The organism is Streptomyces sp. NPDC088733 (assembly GCF_044751185.1).
Lineage (GTDB): Bacteria > Actinomycetota > Actinomycetes > Streptomycetales > Streptomycetaceae > Actinacidiphila.
This window is the reverse complement of sequence record NZ_JBIVLH010000015.1, coordinates 125,842-142,578: the sequence shown is the minus strand read 5'-3', so window position 1 is coordinate 142,578 and position 16,737 is coordinate 125,842. Positions and strand designations below refer to the sequence as shown.

Sequence of the window (16,737 nt, the reverse complement as noted above, 5' to 3'; positions counted from 1 at the left end):
GAGTGGCGGTCACTTGGGGAGTCCCGGCACTCGTAGCTTCTGCCCCCCACCTGTGGGCTCATCGCCGAGTCCGGGAGATTCACCAGTGACCACCACCACACACAAGGCCGGCACGGCAGGCCATGCCGATCTCGGCCACGTCATCTTCATCACCGCGGCCGCCGCCATGGGCGGCTTCCTCTTCGGCTACGACAGTTCCGTCATCAACGGCGCCGTCGAGGGCATCCGCGGGAAGTACGACATCGGCTCCGCCGCACTCGCCCAGGTCGTCGCCATCGCGCTCATCGGGTGCGCCATCGGCGCCGCCACCGCGGGCCGGATCGCCGACCGCATCGGCCGCATCCGGGTGATGCGGATCGCCGCGGGGCTCTTCACCGTCAGCGCCGTCGGGTCCGCGCTGCCCTTCGCCCTGTGGGACCTGGCCCTCTGGCGGGTCATCGGCGGCTTCGCCATCGGCATGGCGTCGGTCATCGGCCCCGCCTACATCGCGGAGGTCGCCCCCGCCGCCTACCGCGGACGGCTCGGCTCGTTCCAGCAGGCCGCGATCGTCGTCGGCATCGCCGTGTCCCAGCTTGTCAACTGGGGCATCCTCCAGGCCGCCGGCGGCGACCAGCGCGGCCACCTGCTGGGCGTCGAGGCCTGGCAGCTGATGCTCGGCGTCATGGTCGTGCCCGCCGTGCTGTACGGCGTGCTGTCCTTCGCCATCCCCGAGTCGCCGCGGTTCCTGATCTCCGCCGGCCGTCTCACGGACGCCAAGGAGGTGCTGCGCGACATCGAGGGCGAGGGCGTCGACACCGACGCGCGTGTCGCCGAGATCCGCTCCCACATGAGGAGCGAGCACCGGTCCACGTTCAAGGACCTGCTGGGCGGGCGCTTCGGCTTCGCCCCGATCGTGTGGATCGGCATCGGGCTGTCGGTGTTCCAGCAGCTCGTCGGCATCAACGTGATCTTCTACTACTCCGCGACGCTGTGGCAGTCCGTCGGCATCGACCCGAGCAGCTCGTTCCTGTACTCGTTCACCACGTCGATCATCAACATCATCGGCACCGTGATCGCGATGGTCTTCGTCGACCGCATCGGCCGCAAGCCGCTGGCGCTCATCGGCTCCGTGGGCATGGCGGTCTCCTTGGGCCTGGTCGCCTGGGCCTTCTCCCACAAGACCGGCAGCGGTGGCGACATCACGCTGCCGGGCGCCGAGGGCGCCGTGGCGCTGATCGGCGCGCACGCCTTCGTGCTGTTCTTCGCCCTGTCGTGGGGTGTCGTGGTGTGGGTCTTCCTCGGCGAGATGTTCCCGAACCGCATCCGGGCCGCGGCCCTCGGCGTCGCCGCGTCGGCGCAGTGGATCGCCAACTGGGTGATCACCGCGAGCTTCCCGAGCCTGGCCGACTGGAATCTGTCGCTGACGTACGTGATCTACACGGCCTTCGCGCTGCTGTCGATCCCCTTCGTGCTCAAATTCGTGCCCGAGACGAAGGGCAAGACCCTGGAGGAGATGGGCTAGCCCCGCCGCCCGTACTTCCGCGGTGGCGCCGCCCCCGGTCCGGTCGGGACCGGGGACGGCACCGCGTGCTCACTGATCGGCCGTCAGTTGAGCGGACTTGGGAACCCGTGCCCGGGTGGCTCCCTGGGGAGGGCGCCGCGTGACCGATACTGGACGGGTTATGGAAACCGTCATTCTTGCCGTAGTCATCGCCCTGGTCGTGATCCTCGCGGCCGGCGGGCTGGTGGTGGGCAGCCGCCGCAGGAAGCAGCTGCCCCCCGCCCCGCCCACCGAGACCCCGACGATCACCGCCCCGCCCGCCGAACCTCATGTCGGCGACGAGGCCGAGGAACCGCGGGACGAACCCCGCCGGACCATCGAAGAGGTCGAGCTCCCCGACGCGGAAGGGGCCGCGGGCCCGGGCGTCGTCGTCGAGGAGCGCCCCGCCGCCGTCGAGATCGAGCTGCCGGAGCCGACCGCGGGCCGCCTGGTGCGCCTGCGCTCGCGGCTCTCCCGCTCGCAGACCGCGCTCGGCAAGGGGCTGCTCACCCTGCTCTCCCGTGAGCACCTGGACGAGGACACGTGGGAGGAGGTCGAGGACACCCTGCTCACCGCGGACGTCGGTGTCGCCCCCACCCAGGAACTGGTCGAGCGGCTGCGCACGCGGGTACGGGTGATCGGCACCCGGACCCCCGCGGAGCTGCGCACGCTGCTGCGCGAGGAGTTGCTGACCCTCGTCGGCACGGACTTCGACCGCACCCTGCACACCGAGGGCAAGCCCAACGCGGACGGGGCGGACCAGCCGGCCGTGCTGATGGTCGTCGGTGTCAACGGCACCGGCAAGACCACCACCACCGGCAAGCTCGCCCGTGTGCTCGTCGCCGACGGCCGCAGCGTCGTCCTCGGGGCCGCCGACACCTTCCGTGCCGCCGCCGCCGACCAGCTGCAGACCTGGGGCGAGCGGGTCGGTGCCCGTACGGTGCGCGGGCCCGAGGGCGGCGATCCCGCGTCGGTCGCCTTCGACGCGGTCAAGGAGGGCATCGCCGAGAGCGCGGACGTCGTGCTCATCGACACCGCCGGCCGGCTGCACACCAAGACCGGCCTCATGGACGAACTGGGCAAGGTCAAGCGCGTCGTGGAGAAGCACGGCCCGGTGGACGAGGTCCTGCTCGTGCTCGACGCCACCACCGGCCAGAACGGCCTGGTGCAGGCCCGCGTCTTCGCCGAGGTCGTGGACATCACCGGCATCGTGCTGACCAAGCTCGACGGCACCGCCAAGGGCGGCATCGTCGTGGCGGTCCAGCGTGAGCTCGGCGTACCCGTCAAGCTCATCGGCCTGGGCGAGGGCGCGGACGACCTCGCCCCCTTCGAGCCCGAGGCGTTCGTGGACGCGCTGATCGGTTCCTGACCCCGGCCGGCACGCCCTTAAGTGCATGAGTAAGGGGCGCGCTCCCTGGGGCGCGCCCCTTACTCATGCGGAGGCGGGACCTGGTGCGGCGGTCCGCTCAGGCGTACGCGCGGTCGCGGTGGCAGACGTACGCCAGGGTGCCGAGGAGCAGGCGCGCCTCGGGGGGCTGCTGGGCGGCGTCCAGGGCCGGCGGCCGCAGCCACCGGACGGGGCCCAGGCCGCCGAGGTCGGAGGGCGGCGCGGTGATGTCGTCGCCGAGGCCGAGGCAGCGCAGGTCGAGGTCCGCGTCGTCCCAGCCCATGCGGTAGAGCAGGTGCGGCAGCTCCGCGGCGGCGCCCGGCGCGACGAAGAACTGCGCCCGGCCGTCCGGGGTGGCGACGACCGGCCCGAGGCGCAGTCCCATGCGTTCCAGACGCACCAGGGCGCGCACGCCGGATCGTTCCGCCACTTCGATCACGTCGAAGGTGCGCCCCACGGGCAGCATGAGCGCCGCGCCCGGCACCTGCTCCCATGCGGCCACGGCCTGCTCCAGCGTCGCCCCGGCCGGCACCTCGCCGGCGAAGTCCAGCCGGTGCGCCCCCGGTGCCTTGCAGCCCGGGTCCCCGCAGGAGCACTGGCCGCCCCCGCGTGTGGCGCGCGCACCCGGCGCCACCGCCCAGCCGCACAACCCCGTGTACTCCGCCACGGTGGTGCACGCCGAGGCGTGCGTGCGGCGGCGCGCGCCGGAGCGGATGTTTCGCATCTCGCGCATGCTGCCGATCGTGAAGCCCATGACACCCCCAACGGGTCGCAGTTGCCGATGGTTACGCCCGTGCCTGGTCGGCATGTGTCAAGTGAAGCGCGCCGCGTGCGGACGTAGTTCATTCGAAGGGGTGGCGAATGGTGGCGTTTCCGCAAGGGGGTCGCCGGATGGGTGATCGTAGGATTACTTTCGGTTGGGAAGCCCCGGGGAGTATGCGGGCCGGCGGGTATGCCGGAGGCAAGGCTCGTAGCACACTGAGCACTTGGGGGCCGAACCAGGCAACGGGTCCAAGCCTCCGAGGTGTTGGGCGACGGAATGGGGGCATGACCGTGGGCGGCACACAGGACAAGCAGCCCAACGCGCAGTTGACCTCATGGTTTGTGCGCAGCGGCTGGTCCAAGGGCGAACTCGCGCGTCAAGTGAACCGCAGGGCGCGGCAGATGGGCGCGCTGCACGTCAGCACGGACACCTCCCGGGTACGCCGCTGGCTCGACGGCGAGCAGCCCCGCGAGCCCATTCCGCGCATCCTCTCCGAGCTGTTCTCCGAGCGCTTCGGCTGCGTCGTGCCGGTGGAGGACCTGGGGCTGCGCCCCGCCCACCAGCCGCCCGCCGCCACCGGGGTCGACCTGCCGTGGGCCGGCCCGCAGACCGTCCAGCTGATCAACGAGTTCTCGCGCAGCGACCTCATGCTGGGCCGCCGCGGATTCCTCGGCACCTCCCTGATGCTCTCCGCCGGCCCGTCCCTCGTGGAACCGATGCAGCGCTGGCTGGTGCCCGTGCCCCCGCAGGGCGGCGTCGGCCACCAGTCACCGCTCCGCGAGACCGGCGACCGCCGGCCGAAGCTCTCCGGCCCCGAGCTGGAGCTGCTGGAGGCCACCACGGTGATGTTCCGCCAGTGGGACAACCAGTGCGGTGGCGGCCTGCGCCGCAAGGCCGTCGTCGGCCAGCTGCACGAGGTCACCGACCTGCTGCAGGAACCGCACCCGCAGGCCGTCGCCCGCCGGCTCTACCGCGTCACCGCGGAACTGGCGGCGCTCGCCGGCTGGATGTCGTACGACGTGGGTCTGCACCCCACCGCCCAGAAGTACCTGGTCCTCGCGCTGCACTCGGCCAAGGAGGCCGACGACCAGCCGCTGGGCGCGTTCATCCTGTCGAGCATGAGCCGCCAGATGATCCACCTGGACCGGCCGGAGGACGCCCTGGAGCTCATCCATCTGGCGCAGTACGGCAGCCGCGGCACCGCGACCGCCACCACCCAGGCGATGCTGCACGCGGTGGAGGCCCGCGCCTACGCCACGATGGGCCAGGTCAACAAGTGCCACCGGGCCGTGCGGATGGCCGAGGACTCCTTCTCCGACTCCTGCCCCACCGAGGACCCCGACTGGATCAGCTTCTTCAACGAGGCCGAGCTCAACGCCGAGAACGCCCACTCCTACCGCGACCTGGCCTATGTGGCCGGCCGCAGCCCCGCGTACGCCTCACTCGCGCGCCCGGTGATGCAGAAGGCCGTCGACCTCTTCGCCGACGACAACGTCCATCAGCGCGCCTATGCCCTCAACCTGATCGGCATGGCCACGGTGCACCTCCTGGAGAAGGAACCCGAGCAGGCGGCACGCCTCACCGTGCAGGCCATCGACGTGGCCCGGCACGTGCGCTCCGAACGGGTCAACACCCGCATCCGCAAGACCGCCGACTCCGCACTGCGCCACTACAGCCATGTGGCCGAGGTCGCCCAGCTCACCGAACGGCTCGCCACCGCCCTCCCCGAGGCCGCGGAAACGGCCTGATCCCGCCACCGCCCCAGCACTCCGGCCGCGGCCGGCCATCCCGACAGCCCGACTCGGCTCCCCCATGCCAGGTCAACCGGGTGGCCGTCCGCGGCCGGTCCCGTATACAGCGCGTCGGCCCCGCCAATGGTCACGGAGCAGTCACGGCGGCTTACGCTGAGGCTGCGGTTCATCGTGACGTAACACAGCCGACTTCTTCGTCACGGCCTCGAAACACCGGGTGGCGCCCACGGAAACCCGCCTGGGACAACCTCATGGCGAAAACCGGCCCACAAGCCCCCTTCCCGCACGGGCCGTCCGGATGACGAGGAGACGCCGATGGCAGCAGGCATCTTGACGCTTGCCGCAGACACGCCCAAGTTGGACAGCGGCAGCACGGCGTTCATGCTGCTGAGCGCCGCACTCGTGCTCGTGATGACCCCCGGCCTCGCCTTCTTCTACGGCGGCATGGTGCGGGTCAAGAGCGTGCTGAACATGCTGATGATGAGCTTCATCGCCATCGGCATCGTCACCGTGCTCTGGACGCTCTACGGCTTCACCCTCGCCTTCGACTCCGGCAATGCCTTCGTCGGCGGCCTCGACTGGGCCGGCATGCGCAACATCGGGATCTCCCAGCTCTGGGACGGCTACACCATCCCGGTCTACGTCTTCGCCGTCTTCCAGCTGATGTTCGCGATCATCACCCCCGCCCTGATCAGCGGGGCGCTCGCGGACCGGGTGAAGTTCGTCGCCTGGTCGCTGTTCGTCGCGCTCTGGGTCACGGTCGTGTACTTCCCGGTCGCCCACATGGTCTGGGCGTCCGACGGCTTCCTCTTCACCCACGGCGTGATCGACTTCGCCGGCGGTACGGCGGTGCACATCAACGCCGGTGCGGCGGCGCTGGGCGTGATCCTCGTGATCCGCAAGCGCGTGGGCTTCAAGAAGGACCCGTTCCGGCCGCACAACCTGCCGCTGGTCATGCTCGGCGCCGGTCTGCTGTGGTTCGGCTGGTTCGGCTTCAACGCCGGCTCCTGGCTCGCCTCGGACGGCGTCGCGGCCGTGGCCTTCACCAACACGCAGGTCGCCACCGCCGCCGCCATGCTGGGCTGGCTCGCCTACGAGCGGATCAAGCACGGCTCCTTCACCACCCTGGGCGCGGCCTCCGGTGCCGTCTCCGGCCTGGTCGCCATCACCCCGGCCTGCGGCTCGGTCAGCCCGCTCGGCGCCATCGCCGTCGGTGTCATCGCGGGTGTGGCCTGCGCCGCCGCGGTCGGCCTGAAGTACAAGTTCGGCTTCGACGACTCCCTGGACGTCATCGGCGTCCACATGGTCGGCGGCATCATCGGCTCCCTGCTCATCGGCTTCCTGGCCACCGGCGGTGTCGGCCAGACCGCCAAGGGCGTCTTCTACGGCGGCGGCTTCGACCAGCTGTGGAAGCAGTTCCTCGGTGTCGGCGTGGTCCTCGCCTACTCCCTGGTCGCGTCGGCCATCCTTGCCAAGCTCATCGACCTGGTGATCGGATTCACGGTGAGCGAGGACACGGAGGTCGCGGGCATCGACCAGGCCGAGCACGCGGAGACCGGCTACGACTTCGCGGGTGTGGCCGGCGCCGTCCGCTCCGTTCTCTCCTCCCTGGACAGCAGCAGTGGCACCGAGGCCGGCGCCTCTTCGAAGAAGGTGGATGCGTGAAGCTCATCACGGCAGTTGTGAAGCCGCACCGGCTGGACGAGATCAAGGAGGCCCTCCAGGCCTTCGGTGTGCAGGGCCTGACCGTCACCGAGGCGAGCGGCTACGGCCGGCAGCGGGGTCACACCGAGGTCTACCGGGGTGCCGAGTACACCGTCGACCTCGTCCCGAAGGTCCGCATCGAGGTGCTGGTCGAGGACAGCGACGCCGAGCAGCTGATCGACGTCATCGTCAAGGCGGCCCGCACCGGCAAGATCGGTGACGGCAAGGTCTGGAGCCTGCCGGTCGACACGGCGGTGCGGGTCCGCACCGGCGAGCGCGGGCCGGACGCACTCTGAGACAGCGCGGGGCGCGGCCGGGATCCGGCCGCGCCCCGTCCGCACGGCGACGGGAGACAGTGTGACGGAGAGCGTCGAGGCCAAGGCCGGCGACAACACCCCGGAGGGCTATGCCGCCGCCCGGCTGGCGCTGCTGAACGGCGACGGACCCTCGGGGCCGGCGCGCCGCAAGGCACTGGCCGGCATCACCGACCGCTGGCTGGCCGCGCTCGCCCACGGCGCGGCCGCCCGGGCCGGCGCCGGCACCTGGGCCCTGGTCGCCGTCGGCGGCTACGGCCGGGCCGAGCTCTCCCCCCGCAGCGACCTCGACCTGCTGCTCCTGCACGACGGTTCCGGGAAGGCCGCCACCGTCGCGTCCCTCGCGGACGGTGTCTGGTACCCCGTGTGGGACCTGGGCGTCGCCCTCGACCACTCGGTGCGGACCCCCGCCGAGGCCCGCAGGACCGCGGGCGAGGACCTCAAGGTCCAGCTCGGCCTGCTCGACGCCCGCCACATCGCGGGCGACGCCGCTCTGACCGCGTCCCTGCGTTCCGCCGTCCTCGCCGACTGGCGCAACCAGGCCCCCAAGCGGCTGCCCGCGCTCCACGAACTCTGCCTGGAGCGCGCCGAGCGCCAGGGCGAGCTGTCCTACCTCCTCGAACCCGATCTCAAGGAGGCCCGCGGCGGCCTGCGCGACGCCACCGCACTGCGCGCCGTCGCCGCCTCCTGGCTGGCCGACGCGCCCCGCGAGGGCCTGGAGGACGCCCGGACCCGGCTGCTCGACGCCCGCGACGCCCTCCACATCGTCACCGGCCGCGCCACCGACCGCCTCGCGCTGCAGGAGCAGGACCAGGTCGCCGACGCGCTCGGCCTGCTCGACGCCGACACCCTCCTGCGCCAGGTGTACGAGTCGGCCCGCACCGTCTCCTACGCCTCCGACGTCACCTGGCGCGAGGTCGGCCGGGTCCTGCGCGCGCGGCAGACCCGGCCCCGGCGGCGCGGCCTGCTCGGCCTCGGCCGCCCCGAGCAGAGCGCGGCAACGGCCGAGCGCACTCCGCTCGCCGAGGGCGTCGTGGAGCACGAGGGCGAGGCCGTTCTCGCCCGTACGGTCCGGCCGGAGCGCGATCCGGCGCTGCCGCTGCGCGCCGCGGCGGCCGCCGCGCAGAACGGACTGCCGCTGTCCCTGCACGCGGTCCGCCGGCTCGCCGTCGCGCAGGCCGCCCGCCCGCTGCCGGTGCCGTGGCCCGCCGAGGCCCGCGAGCAGCTGGTGACGCTGCTGGGGGCGGGGGAGTCCACCGTCCCGGTGTGGGAGGCGCTGGAGGCCGAGGGCATGGTCACCCGGCTGATCCCGGACTGGGAGCGGGTGCGCTGCCGACCGCAGCGCAATGCCGTGCACATCTGGACCGTCGACCGGCACCTCGTCGAGTGCGCCGTGCGCGCCTCCCGGCTGACCCGCCGGGTCGGCCGCCCCGACCTGCTGCTCATCGCGGCCCTGCTGCACGACATCGGCAAGGGCTGGCCCGGCGACCACTCCGAGGCGGGCGAGATCATCGCACGCGACGCCGCGGCCCGCTTCGGCTTCGGCCGCGCCGACGTCGCGACGCTGGCCCTGCTGGTCCGCCACCACCTGCTGCTGATCGAGACCGCGACCCGCCGCGACCTGGACGACCCGGTCACCGTCGAGGCCGTCGCCGAGGCCGTGCGCGACACCGAGACCCTGGAGCTGCTGCACGCGCTCACCGAGGCGGACGCGCTGGCCACCGGCCCCGCGGCCTGGAGCGCCTGGCGCGCCTCCCTGGTCGCCGACCTGGTCAAGCGGGTCGCCGCCGTACTGGCGAGCGGTGAGGTGCCGGAGCCCGCGGCCCCCGAGACCACCGCCGAGGAGGAGCGCCTCGCGGTCGAGGCCGCCCGTACCCGCGGCCCGGTGATCGCGCTGCACGCCCACACCGAGCCCGGCCCGGAGGCCGCCTCGCGGGACACGGCGGACGACGAGCCGGAGCCGGTCGGCGTCGAGCTGCTGCTGGCCGTGCCGGACCGTCCCGGTCTGCTGGCGGCCGCCGCCGGCGTCCTCGCCCTGCACCGGCTCACCGTCCGCGCCGCCGACCTGCGTGCGGTCGACCCCATCGGCGAGGGCCCGGTCACCCTGCTGCGCTGGCGCGTTGCCGCCGAGTACGGCTCCCTGCCCGAGGCTGCGAGGCTCCGCAACGACTTCGCCCGGGCCTTCGGGGGCTCGCTGGACATCGGGACCCGGCTCGCCGAGCGCGAGTCGGCCTACCCCCGGCGGCGCGGCGTGACCCCGCCCCCGCCGCGGGTCACCGTCGCGCCCGGCACCTCCAAGGCGGCGACCGTCATCGAGGTCCGCGCCCATGACGCCCCGGGGCTGCTGCACCGGATCGGCAGCGCCCTGGAGACGGCGGGCGTCAATGTGCGCTCCGCCCGGATCAGCACGCTCGGCGCCAACGCGGTGGACGCTTTCTACGTCACCGACGGCAACGGCGATCCGCTTCCTGACGTACGCGCGGCCGAGCTCGCCGAGCAGGTGGAGCGGGCGCTGCGCTGACGCCATGGAGACCTTTCAGGGGCCGGGCGGATACCCTGGAGGGCGATCCACCTCCCGCCCCCGACCTGAGGATCCGCGACCGACGTGTTCGACACCCTTTCCGACCGCCTCGCAGCGACATTCAAGAACCTCCGGGGCAAGGGCCGCCTCTCCGAGGCCGACATCGACGCCACGGCGCGCGAAATCCGTATCGCGCTGCTGGAGGCGGACGTCGCCCTGCCGGTGGTCCGCGCGTTCATCAAGCAGGTCAAGGAGAGGGCCGCGGGGGCCGAGGTCTCGCAGGCGCTGAACCCGGCCCAGCAGGTCATCAAGATCGTCGACGAGGAGCTGGTCGGCATCCTCGGCGGCGAGACCCGCCGTCTGCGGTTCGCCAAGCAGCCGCCGACCGTGATCATGCTCGCGGGTCTGCAGGGTGCCGGTAAGACCACGCTGGCCGGAAAGCTCGGCCGCTGGCTGAAGACGCAGGGCCACGCCCCGCTGCTCGTCGCGGCCGACCTCCAGCGCCCCAACGCCGTCAACCAGCTCCAGGTCGTCGGTGAGCGGGCCGGTGTCGCCGTCTTCGCCCCGCAGCCGGGCAACGGCGTGGGCGACCCGGTGCAGGTGGCCAAGGACTCCGTCGAGCACGCCCGGGCCAAGCAGTACGACGTCGTCGTCGTCGACACCGCCGGCCGCCTCGGCATCGACGCCGAGATGATGCAGCAGGCCGCGGACATCCGCGACGCCGTGCAGCCCGACGAGATCCTGTTCGTCGTCGACGCCATGATCGGCCAGGACGCGGTCAACACCGCGGAGGCATTCCGCGACGGCGTCGGCTTCGACGGCGTGGTGCTGTCGAAGCTCGACGGCGACGCGCGCGGTGGTGCCGCGCTCTCCATCGCGCACGTCACCGGTCGCCAGATCATGTTCGCCTCCAACGGCGAGAAGCTGGACGACTTCGACGCCTTCCACCCCGACCGGATGGCCTCGCGCATCCTCGGCATGGGTGACGTCCTCAGCCTGATCGAGAAGGCCGAGCAGACCTTCAGCCAGGCCGAGGCCCAGAAGATGGCCGAGAAGCTGGCCAAGGGTCCCAAGGAGTTCACGCTCGACGACTTCCTCCAGCAGATGGAGCAGGTCCGCAAGATGGGCTCGATCTCCAAGCTGCTCGGCATGCTGCCGGGCATGGCCCAGATCAAGGACCAGATCAACAACCTCGACGAGCGCGACGTGGACCGCACCGCCGCGATCATCAAGTCGATGACCCCGGGCGAGCGCCAGGACCCGATGATCATCAACGGTTCCCGCAGGGCCCGTATCGCCCGCGGTTCCGGTGTGGACGTCAGCGCGGTGAAGGGCCTGGTCGAGCGGTTCTTCGAGGCGCGCAAGATGATGTCCCGGATGGCCCAGGGCGGTATCCCGGGGATGCCCGGCATGCCGGGCATGGGCGGCGGCCGCCAGAAGAAGCAGCAGAAGAAGGCCAAGGGCAAGCGCCAGAGCGGCAACCCGCTGAAGCGCGCGGAGGAGGCCAAGGCCGAGGCCGCCCGCCGCGAGCAGCAGGCGGGCAATGCCTTCGGCGTGCCGCAGGACCAGGGCAACCAGTTCGAACTGCCCGACGAGTTCAAGAAGTTCATGGGCTGAGCCCGTCGCCCCGTGCCGTGCCGCGGACGCCCCCGGGAGGGGGGTGCCCGCGGCGCACGGGCATGATGGACGCATGCGCGTTCACATCCGCCTGCCGGAATTCGCCGACGCCCCCGCGTACCGCGAGGCCGTCCTCCGCTCGGCCGAACACGTGGGCCAGTGGAATCCCGTCGAACCGGACGGGCTGCCGGAGCTGCTGCGCCGCCAGGGGCCGGGCCTGCGGACCTTCCTCATCGTCGACGAGGAGACCGGCCTGATCGCGGGGAAGTGCAACGTGGCCAACATCGTCATGGGCCGGTTCCGCAACGCCTCGCTGGGCTACGACAGCTACGTGCCCTTCGTCGGCACGGGCCGGATGACCGAGGGCCTGCGCCTGGTGGTGGACCGCTGCTTCACCGCGGAGCCGCGCGGGCTGGGCCTGCACCGGCTGGAGATCAACGTCCAGCCGGAGAACGAGCGGTCGGTCGCCATGGCCAAGCGGCTCGGCTTCCGGCACGAGGGTTTCTCGCCCCGGATGCTCTACCTGAACGACGCCTGGCGGGACCACGAGCGCTTCGCGCTGACCGCCGAGGAGTGGCCCGGGGCCTGACCCGGAACTTGAGGGGCGCGCGCGGGCGGCTGTCCGTATGGTGCCAATATGGCCAATTCGGTACCGCCCCGGAAGAACCCGGGCGACCCCTGGCGGGCGGAGGGGGCTCCGCCGTCACCGCCCACCCGGCGACGGCGCAGGCTCGGCGGCTGGGGCGGCATGATCCTGGCCGCGGTCGTCGTCTTCGTCATCACCGACCTGGTGCTGTCGCTGGTCGCCGGCGCACGCCCGATCACGATCTCGTACTCCGAGTTCGGCCGGCAGCTCGCCGCGAACAACATCTCGAAGATCTACTCCAAGGGCGATGCCATCGAGGGCCAGCTCAGGGAGTCCGCCCCCGCACCCAAGAGCTCGGGGGAGAAGACCTACACCCAGTTCAAGACGCAGCGCCCGGTCTTCGCCAAGGACGACCTGTGGGGCGCGCTGACCAAGAACAAGGTCACCGTCACCGCGCAGCCCGTCGTCCAGCAGCGCGGCATCCTGTACAATATCGCGCTGTCCCTGGCGCCGGTGCTGCTGCTGGTCCTGCTGTGGCTCTTCGTCGCGCGCCGCATGAGCCGGCTGGCCGGCGGGGGAGGCCTCGGCGGGCTCGGCGGATTCGGACGCAAGACGCCCGTGCCGATCCGCCCCGACCAGGGCCGGCGCACCACCTTCGAGGACGTCGCCGGCATCGACGAGGTCGAGGCCGAACTCAACGAGGTCGTGGACTTCCTCAAGCGGCCCGACGCCTACCGGGCCCTCGGGGCGCGCATGCCGCGCGGCGTCCTGCTCGCGGGACCGCCCGGTACCGGAAAGACGCTCCTGGCACGGGCCGTCGCGGGCGAGGCCGATGTGCCGTTCTTCTCCGCCTCGGCGTCGGAGTTCATCGAGATGATCGTCGGCGTCGGCGCCGGCCGGGTGCGCGAGCTGTTCGCCGAGGCCCGCAAGGTCGCCCCCGCGATCATCTTCATCGACGAGATCGACACCATCGGCCGCGCCCGCGGCGCCGCCGGCGGACTCGGCGGCCACGACGAGCGCGAGCAGACCCTGAACCAGATCCTCACCGAGATGGACGGCTTCTCCGGCTCCGAGGGCGTCGTCGTCATCGCCGCCACCAACCGCCCGGACGTCCTCGACCCCGCCCTCACCCGGCCCGGCCGCTTCGACCGCACGGTGCACGTCAGCCCGCCCGACCGCGCCGGCCGCGAGGCGATCCTCCGCATCCACCTCCGGGACGTCCCGCTGCAGGACGACATCGACCTCACCCGGATCGCCCGCGCGACCCCCGGCATGACGGGCGCGGAACTCGCCAACCTCGCCAATGAGGCCGCTCTGCTCGCCGTCAAGCGAGGGAAGAAGGCCGTCGGGCAGCGTGAGTTGTCCGACGCCCTGGAGAAGGTGCAGCTCGGCGCCGAGCGTCCGCTCGTGCTCTCCCCCGAGGAACGGCGCCGCACCGCGTACCACGAGTCGGGCCACGCCCTGCTCGGCATGCTGCAGCCGGGCGCCGACCCGGTACGCAAGATCACCATCGTGCCGCGCGGCCGCGCCCTGGGCGTCACCCTGTCCACGCCCGACGCCGACCGCTACGCCTACAGCGAGGAGTACCTGCGCGGCCGCATCATCGGCGCGCTCGGCGGCATGGCCGCCGAGCACGTCGTCTTCGGGGTGATCACCACCGGCGCCGAGAACGACCTGGAGCAGGTCACCAACCTCGTGCGCGGCATGGTCGGCCGATGGGGGATGAGCGACCGGGTCGGGCCGCTGTCGGCGATCCCGTCCGACGCCCAGCAGCCGTACGGGCTGTCCGCCGCGCCCTCCACCCTCGACGTGGTCGACGCGGAGATGCGCCGCATCGTCGACGAGTGCTACGGCACCGCCTGCCGCCTCCTCGACCAGCACCGCGGGCAACTGGACTCGCTGGCGGAGCGGCTGCTGGAGGCGGAGACGCTGGAGGAGGGCGAGGCGTACGCGGCCGCCGGCATCCCCCGGCTGGAGAAGCCGACCGGGAACCTCGACTAGATGATCGACACCAAGGGTCCGGGTCCCTGAAGTGAACCGGGCCCGGAGCGGGTCAGACCCGTGCCACCAGGTAGCGGAAGACGTTCTCCATCCGCACGGTGCCGTCCGCACGCCGGTACGGGTGCAGTGCCTCCCGCAGTTCCTTGCGCACCTGGTCCCCGTCCGTGGCGGCGGCCGCCGCGTCGAAGAGCCCGGTGGAGACCAGGCCGCGGACCGCGCTGTCCATGTCGGGGTAGCCGAACGGGCAGGAGACCCGTCCCGACCCGTCCGGGCGCAGCCCCGCCCCGCGGGCCATGTCCTCCAGGTCGTCGCGGCCGCTGAGGCGGGTCTCCACCGCGGCGCCGCGCGGCTCGGCCAGGCGTGCGGCGACCCGCAGCACCCGTCCGGTCGCGCACCGCTCGGGCGGACCCCAGCCGGCCAGGACGACGGGGCTGCCGCGCTCGGCGAGGGCGGCCGCCGTGCGTAGCGCCGGCACCAGGTCCGAGGGCGGCGCCGCCGGGTCGAAGGCGGTGATCACCGTGAACGGCCGCGCTCCGGGCACGGCCGCCGCCTTTGGTCCGCCGGGCACCAGCCGTACGCGGCCGGAGGAGGGCGCGGGGACGCCCCATTGCGGGGCGGGCAGCAGTCGCTGCCGCGCGAGTGCCAGCCGGTGGTCGTCGGGGTCGCACCCGGTGACGGTGGCGCCCCGGGCGGCGGCCATGAGCAGCGCGAGCCCCGCACCGCATCCGACGCCCAGCAGGCGGGTTCCGGTGCCGACGTTCAGGCGCTCGTGCACGGACTCGTAGAGCGGCACGAGCATCCGCTCCTGGATCTCGGCCCAGTCCCGCGCCCTTTGGTCGGTCCGGTGGATCGGTGGGTGTGCGAGCGTAGGTGTCATAGATCGCCCCTTCAGCCGCGTCGCGGTCTCGCTGAAAGCTTTCCTCGTCCGCTCCCCCGTTACGCCGCGCATGTTCCCGGTTACGCGGTGCACGCCCCCTAGGTCAGCCAACTCCCCTTCCGGGCCGTAGTCCAGAGGTTTGAAGGCGGGGATTGAGCCGAACCCGCGACGGGGCGCACGCCCCGTCGATTCACGTCCGGCGGCGGCGGACCCGTACCATCTGCGGCATGGCAAAGGCTCCCGTACTCACGCCCCAGGCGGACGACTTCCCGCGCTGGTACCAGGACCTGATCAACAAGGCCGAACTGGCCGACAACGGCCCGGTGCGCGGCACCATGGTCATCCGGCCGTACGGGTACGCGCTGTGGGAGCGGATGCAGCAGGAGATGGACGCGCGGATCAAGGAGGCGGGCGCCCAGAACGCGTACTTCCCGCTCTTCATCCCGCAGTCCTACCTGACCCGGGAGGCCGAGCACGTCGAGGGCTTCGCCCCGGAGCTGGCCGTGGTCACCCACGGCGGCGGCAAGGAGCTGGAGGAGCCGGTCGTCGTCCGGCCCACCTCCGAGACCATCGTCAACGAGTACTTCTCCAAGTGGGTGCAGAGCTACCGCGACCTGCCCCTGCTCATCAACCAGTGGGCGAACGTCGTCCGTTGGGAGATGCGCTCGCGGCTCTTCCTGCGCACGAGCGAGTTCCTCTGGCAGGAGGGCCACACCGCGCACGCCACCTTCGAGGACGCGCGCGACTACGCCTCGATGATCCACCGCGAGGTCTACGGCGACTTCATGACCGGCATCCTCGGCATCGACGTCCTGCTCGGCCGCAAGACCGCCCGCGAGCGCTTCGCCGGCGCCATCAACACCCTCACGCTCGAAGGCATGATGGGCGACGGCAAGGCGCTGCAGCTCGGCACCAGCCACGAGCTGGGCACCAACTTCGCCAAGGCCTTCAACACCTCCTACCTGTCCAAGGAGGGGCAGCAGGAGCTGGTCTGGCAGACCTCCTGGGGCACCTCGACCCGCATGGTCGGCGGCCTGATCATGAGCCACGGCGACGACAACGGACTGCGCGTGCCGCCGCGGCTGGCACCCGTGCAGGCCGTCGTGCTCGCGATCAAGGGGGACGACGCGGTCGTCGCCAAGGTCCGCGAGATCGGCGACCGGCTCAAGGCCGCGGGCGTCCGCGTGCAGGTGGACGTGCGCACCGACACCCCCTTCGGCCGCCGCGCCGTGGACTGGGAGCTCAAGGGCGTGCCCGTCCGCGTCGAGGTCGGCCCGCGCGACCTGGAGAACGGCACCGCGATGCTGGCCCGCCGCATCCCCGGGGGCAAGGAGCCGGTGGCCATCGACGAGCTCACCGCGCTGATCCCCAAGGCGCTGGAGGAGGACCAGGCCACGCTGCTGCGCCAGTCCCGCGAGCGCCGCGAGTCGCGCACCGTGGACGTCGCGACCATCGGCGAGGCCGCCGAGGCCGCGGCCACCGGCTGGGCCCGCATTCCGTGGGCCGACCTGGGCCCGGAGGGCGAGGCCAAGCTCGCCGAGCAGGGAGTGTCCGTGCGCTGCCTGCTCACCGAGGACGGGGCCGTGCCGGATTCGGACGACGCGCCGGGTACCGTCGCGGTCGTCGCGCGGGCATACTGACCGTCAGGTGACTGAAAAGCGACGTACGTAATCGGCAGTACGTCCTTCCTTGAGGCG

At 72.1% G+C, this 16,737-nt stretch carries 12 protein-coding genes; 10 read left to right on the top strand and 2 right to left on the bottom strand.

Going from position 1 to position 16,737, the window contains the following annotated elements; translation table 11 throughout:
• Nucleotides 1-85 precede the first annotated feature (85 nt).
• Both ACIP64_RS26305 and ftsY read left to right on the top strand, forming a co-directional pair.
• Nucleotides 86-1,501 (top strand): sugar porter family MFS transporter, encoded by a 1,416-nt coding sequence (locus ACIP64_RS26305; protein ID WP_401591412.1) that lies wholly within the window; start codon nucleotides 86-88, stop codon nucleotides 1,499-1,501.
• Nucleotides 1,502-1,661: 160 nt separating this feature from the next.
• A complete protein-coding gene (ftsY, locus tag ACIP64_RS26300) occupies nucleotides 1,662-2,888 on the top strand; it encodes a signal recognition particle-docking protein FtsY (RefSeq protein WP_401591410.1) in 1,227 nt (408 codons plus the stop codon).
• 97 nt (nucleotides 2,889-2,985) lie between these two features.
• On the opposite strand, the gene ACIP64_RS26295 is transcribed toward ftsY, so the two are convergent.
• A complete protein-coding gene (locus ACIP64_RS26295) occupies nucleotides 2,986-3,660 on the bottom strand; it encodes a bifunctional DNA primase/polymerase (RefSeq protein WP_360911164.1) in 675 nt (224 codons plus the stop codon).
• A gap of 293 nt (nucleotides 3,661-3,953) precedes the next feature.
• On the opposite strand from ACIP64_RS26295, the gene ACIP64_RS26290 reads away from it, so the two are divergent.
• From ACIP64_RS26290 to ftsH, 7 genes are all read left to right on the top strand, one after another.
• A complete protein-coding gene (locus ACIP64_RS26290; RefSeq protein ID WP_401591407.1) occupies nucleotides 3,954-5,417 on the top strand; it encodes a hypothetical protein in 1,464 nt (487 codons plus the stop codon).
• Nucleotides 5,418-5,735: 318 nt separating this feature from the next.
• Complete coding sequence (locus tag ACIP64_RS26285) at nucleotides 5,736-7,085, top strand: ammonium transporter (RefSeq protein WP_401591405.1); 1,350 nt, start codon at nucleotides 5,736-5,738, stop codon at nucleotides 7,083-7,085.
• A complete protein-coding gene (locus ACIP64_RS26280) occupies nucleotides 7,082-7,420 on the top strand; it encodes a P-II family nitrogen regulator (protein ID WP_401591403.1) in 339 nt (112 codons plus the stop codon). Before ACIP64_RS26285 ends, ACIP64_RS26280 begins: the two co-directional genes overlap by 4 nt.
• A 61-nt stretch (nucleotides 7,421-7,481) precedes the next feature.
• Nucleotides 7,482-9,959 (top strand): [protein-PII] uridylyltransferase, encoded by a 2,478-nt coding sequence (locus ACIP64_RS26275; RefSeq protein WP_401591401.1) that lies wholly within the window; start codon nucleotides 7,482-7,484, stop codon nucleotides 9,957-9,959.
• A gap of 84 nt (nucleotides 9,960-10,043) precedes the next feature.
• The gene (gene ffh / locus ACIP64_RS26270; RefSeq protein WP_401591399.1) at nucleotides 10,044-11,576 is read left to right on the top strand and encodes a signal recognition particle protein; all 1,533 of its coding nucleotides are present in this window, start codon (nucleotides 10,044-10,046) and stop codon (nucleotides 11,574-11,576) included.
• 73 nt (nucleotides 11,577-11,649) lie between these two features.
• Nucleotides 11,650-12,165: a GNAT family N-acetyltransferase gene (locus ACIP64_RS26265; RefSeq protein WP_401591397.1), complete on the top strand. Its 516-nt coding sequence runs from the start codon at nucleotides 11,650-11,652 to the stop codon at nucleotides 12,163-12,165.
• Nucleotides 12,166-12,213: 48 nt separating this feature from the next.
• Nucleotides 12,214-14,163 carry an ATP-dependent zinc metalloprotease FtsH gene (gene ftsH, locus ACIP64_RS26260; protein ID WP_401591395.1) on the top strand — a complete coding sequence of 650 codons (1,950 nt, stop codon included), beginning with the start codon at nucleotides 12,214-12,216 and terminating at the stop codon, nucleotides 14,161-14,163.
• Between the two features lie 52 nt (nucleotides 14,164-14,215).
• Here the strand turns inward: ftsH and ACIP64_RS26255 are convergent, their stop codons facing one another.
• Nucleotides 14,216-15,040 (bottom strand): methyltransferase domain-containing protein, encoded by an 825-nt coding sequence (locus tag ACIP64_RS26255; RefSeq protein WP_401591393.1) that lies wholly within the window; start codon nucleotides 15,038-15,040, stop codon nucleotides 14,216-14,218.
• A gap of 227 nt (nucleotides 15,041-15,267) precedes the next feature.
• On the opposite strand from ACIP64_RS26255, the gene proS reads away from it, so the two are divergent.
• Nucleotides 15,268-16,680: a proline--tRNA ligase gene (proS, locus tag ACIP64_RS26250; RefSeq protein ID WP_401591391.1), complete on the top strand. Its 1,413-nt coding sequence runs from the start codon at nucleotides 15,268-15,270 to the stop codon at nucleotides 16,678-16,680.
• Nucleotides 16,681-16,737 lie beyond the last annotated feature (57 nt).

What these genes read in the sequence shown, in the direction of transcription:
- ftsY (WP_401591410.1), top strand. Translation starts at nt 1,662, where the DNA reads ATGGAAACCGTCATTCTTGCCGTAGTCATCGCCCTGGTCGTGATCCTC.
- proS (WP_401591391.1), top strand. Translation starts at nt 15,268, where the DNA reads ATGGCAAAGGCTCCCGTACTCACGCCCCAGGCGGACGACTTCCCGCGC.
- ACIP64_RS26265 (WP_401591397.1), top strand. Translation starts at nt 11,650, where the DNA reads ATGCGCGTTCACATCCGCCTGCCGGAATTCGCCGACGCCCCCGCGTAC.
- ACIP64_RS26255 (WP_401591393.1), bottom strand. Translation starts at nt 15,040, where the DNA reads ATGACACCTACGCTCGCACACCCACCGATCCACCGGACCGACCAAAGG.
- ACIP64_RS26295 (WP_360911164.1), bottom strand. Translation starts at nt 3,660, where the DNA reads ATGGGCTTCACGATCGGCAGCATGCGCGAGATGCGAAACATCCGCTCC.
- ftsH (WP_401591395.1), top strand. Translation starts at nt 12,214, where the DNA reads ATGGCCAATTCGGTACCGCCCCGGAAGAACCCGGGCGACCCCTGGCGG.
- ACIP64_RS26285 (WP_401591405.1), top strand. Translation starts at nt 5,736, where the DNA reads ATGGCAGCAGGCATCTTGACGCTTGCCGCAGACACGCCCAAGTTGGAC.
- ACIP64_RS26290 (WP_401591407.1), top strand. Translation starts at nt 3,954, where the DNA reads ATGACCGTGGGCGGCACACAGGACAAGCAGCCCAACGCGCAGTTGACC.